The following is a 3,312-nucleotide window of genomic DNA, read 5'->3' as shown; positions in this document are numbered from 1 at the left end:
GCTTTGTTCTTGGTCGCGGGGGTAGGATTTGAACCTACGACCTTCGGGTTATGAGTGAACCCGGGGCGCTCGTCGTCAGGCCCAGCGTTTGCCCCCGCTTCCAAAAGGCCAGCTCAGAGGTGGAGGACTCGTGTTCTTCCCAACCCCCCTTTGCATGGCTCGTCACGTTTTTCACTACTTCCAACAACGCGTTGGTGGTCATTTGGTGGTCACGTTTGGTGGTCAAATGGTGGTCAGCAGATGGCCTCGGCACACACGCGAAGGGAGCAAGACAATGTCAGAGAACTCAACTACACCACCCGCAGCATGAGGCGCCGCCGGGGCACGGACATGTGGGAGGTTAGCCTCTCCCATACCAACCCGCTCACGGGCGAGGTCGTGCGCAGCTACCACACGGTGGAGGGCAAGACCGAGAAACAGGCCGCCAAGAGGCGCGACGAGCTGATCCTCGACCTTGAGCGCAAGGGCGGGACGCTGGCCACGGGCATGACCGTGCGCGAGTTCATGGAGAGCTTCGTGGACTACAAGGAGCAGTCCGGGACAATCGAGCCCTCCGCGGTCCGCGACTACCGCGGCCAGGCGAAGCTCATAGCCAAGTACATCGGCACGGAGAGGCTCACGTCGGTCACCATCGGCACGGTGAACGACTGGATGGCCCGCATGACCAAGGACGGCTGCGCGCCCAAGAGCGTGGCCAAGCCCTTCCGCCTGCTCAAGCAGGCCATGAGGCCCAAGACCTCATCACCAAGAACCCCTGCGACTTCTGCAAGCCGCCCAAGCGGGTCAAGACGCCAATAAACGCCCTCAACCGAGACGACCGCACCCGCATGATGCGCCTGGCGGTGGCGGCCCAGCCCTCCCCGCTCGGCATGGCCATAGAGCTCGCGCTCACCACCGGCATGAGGCGCGGCGAGGTCTGCGCCCTCAGGTGGTCCGACCTGGGCGATGACGGAACGATCACGGTCTCCCACGCCCTGGGCAACGCCGAGGGCGGCTTCTACCTCAAGGAGCCCAAGACGGACAGCTCGGAGCGGACGATCCCCCCTCACCCGCCACACCTTCCAAACGCTCAGGTCCATGCGGGCGGAGTGGCTGCGCCGCGCAGCCGAGTTCGGCCTCTCGGGCGACTCCTTCGTCCTGGGCACCCAGGAGCCGGAGAGCCGACCCTACAACCCACCCAGCTCGGCAAGGACTTCGCCGCCTTCTGCAAGATGAACGGCTTCCGCTGCACCTTCCACGACCTCAGGCACACCTTCGCCACCATGATGATCGCGGCGGGCACGGACGTCCGCACGGTGGCGAGCTACCTGGGCCACGCAAGCGTGTCCATGACCCTCAACATCTACGCCGACGTGGACCCGGACGCCAAGAAGGCGGCAGTCTCCAAGGTCGACCGCCTGCTTCGACGTGAACATGGCGGCGGCCTCGCCCATCGAGTGCGACCTCTTCGGCAACGAGCCCGCCCCGCAGCCCCAAGGCCTCACCTTCACGGCGGACCAGCTCGAAGCCATGCTCGCCCAGGCCAGGACCTGGCAGGCAGGCGCGGCGTAAGGTCACGGAATGTGACCTTAGAGAATGCGTCCCTTCGAGATCACAGACTGTGACCTCGAAGACGGGAGAGGCGGCACGTTGATACAATCTTGAAGTCACAATCTGTGGCTTCAAGATGGGAAGGGGCAACATGGAAGAGGACGAGAGCAGGGTGACTGGTACGAACGCATCGGAAGATGAGTCAGCCTATATAGTCCCCGTCACGGACGCCCAGATACGAAGCCTCATCTACATCGTCCGAGGCCACCAGGTCATGCTCGACAGCGACCTAGCCGAATTATATGGAGTGGAGACAAAAGTTCTCAATCAGGCGGTGAGTAGGAACCCACGGCGATTCCCCGAGGGTTTCTGCTTCAGGCTGGCAAAGCAGGAAGTCGAAAACTTGAAGTCACAAATTGTGACTTCAAGTGAGGACGGTTGGGGCGGAAGAAGAAAGCCACCCCGCGTCTTCACCGAGCAGGGCGTCTCCATGCTTTCGGCTGTCCTGCGCAGCAACACGGCAATCGACGTCAGCGTCCGCATCATGAATGCCTTCGTGGAGATGCGCCACTTCATAGCCTCAAACGCGACCATGTTCGGGCAGATCCGCGACATGGAACGACACCAGATCGCCTACCAGCAGAGGACCGATGCCCGCCTCGACAGCATGGACGAGCGCTTCGAGCGCGTCTTCGACTACATGGACGCCCACGAGGAGCCCACGCAGAAGGTCTTCTTCGAGGGCCAGGTCTGGGACGCGTTTGAGCTCTTGGTCTCCCTCGTGCAACGTGCAAAAGAGTCAATCATCCTTATCGACGGCTACACCGACGCGGGGACCCTCAACATCCTGGCGAAGAAGAACGAGGGCGTGGCCGTTACCATCTGGACCCATCCCAAGGCGAGGCTCACCGCCAAGGACGTCGAAACCTTCAACGCGCAGTATCCCGAACTCACGGTCAGGCGCACGGAGTCCTTCCACGACCGCTTCCTCATCCTCGACGGCATGGAAGCCTGCCTCGTCGGCGCATCCCTCAAGGATGCGGGCAAGAAGGCCTTCGGCATCACGAGGATCGAGGACAACGAAATTGTGCAAGCAATCCTGGAGAGGCTGGGCCAAGGAGAAGATAAGGCTCTTCCGCGTTTCTGATATGAGAGTTTCACTGTTAAGCGGTAATCGACAACTGGGGGCCCGCCGGTGCGGGTCCCCTTTTCGTTGTTCCCTGTCACCCTCCCGCCGCCGGCGGCGTCCCTGGCATGGTCCCATGGACGCGCGTGTGCGAGTCTGACATCCGCGTGTTGGCTAACGCATTCCGACTCTCCGGCTGGGGGTTGCCGCCCGTCCAGTCACGCCTGTCGGCGCAGGCCTCGCATAGGAATCTCGCGGATCCCCCCACGGGCCGTCGTCGCCGCCGGCGGCGGGAGGGCGGCCCCCTACGAGGCCGCGGCGGCGAGCACCCGGGCGGCCTCTCGTGGTGCCAGGCGGCCTCCACGAGCAGCCTCCTCACGTGGGGGTTCCCGGCCCTCGTGATCCCGCCCCTGCTCGCCGACTCGCCGCTCGAGGACTCCGGGGGCACGAGCCCGACGAGGGACATGAGGGCCCTCGCCGAGCGGAAGCGGGACAGGTCGCCGCACTCGACGGCGACGGAGAAGGCCGTGGGCGCGGGGACGCCCCCGACGAGCTTGTTGATGTTCACTAAGAAGTGACGCAAAGGGGGTGGTATCGTTTTTTGTTAAAGTCAACCCTAAATCTGCCAATCAGGGCAATACATCTGCACCGACCGG

At 63.2% G+C, this 3,312-nt stretch carries 4 protein-coding genes and 1 tRNA gene; 3 read left to right on the top strand and 2 right to left on the bottom strand.

The genetic code is table 11. The features are described from left to right. Positions 1–14: 14 nt before the first annotated feature. Positions 15–98, bottom strand: a tRNA-OTHER gene (locus tag ACO59D_RS12985). 232 nt (positions 99–330) lie between these two features. Here ACO59D_RS12985 and ACO59D_RS12980 point away from each other — a divergent pair. From ACO59D_RS12980 to ACO59D_RS12970, 3 genes are all read left to right on the top strand, one after another. Next, positions 331–798 (top strand): hypothetical protein, encoded by a 468-nt coding sequence (locus ACO59D_RS12980; RefSeq protein ID WP_130810701.1) that lies wholly within the window; start codon positions 331–333, stop codon positions 796–798. 29 nt (positions 799–827) lie between these two features. Beyond that, positions 828–1,604 (top strand): site-specific integrase, encoded by a 777-nt coding sequence (locus ACO59D_RS12975; RefSeq protein ID WP_130810703.1) that lies wholly within the window; start codon positions 828–830, stop codon positions 1,602–1,604. Between the two features lie 77 nt (positions 1,605–1,681). After that, a complete protein-coding gene (locus ACO59D_RS12970; RefSeq protein ID WP_130810705.1) occupies positions 1,682–2,677 on the top strand; it encodes an ORF6N domain-containing protein in 996 nt (331 codons plus the stop codon). 76 nt (positions 2,678–2,753) lie between these two features. Here ACO59D_RS12970 and ACO59D_RS12965 read toward each other — a convergent pair whose 3' ends face one another. Next, on the bottom strand, positions 2,754–3,224 hold the full coding sequence (locus ACO59D_RS12965) for a transposase (protein WP_485127340.1): 471 nt from the start codon (positions 3,222–3,224) through the stop codon (positions 2,754–2,756). Between the last annotated feature and the right edge of the window lie 88 nt (positions 3,225–3,312).

The sequence above is a fragment of the Tractidigestivibacter sp. genome, from assembly GCF_057241865.1.
The sequence above is the reverse complement of the archived record's forward strand: the minus strand, read 5'-3'. Positions and strand labels throughout refer to the sequence as shown.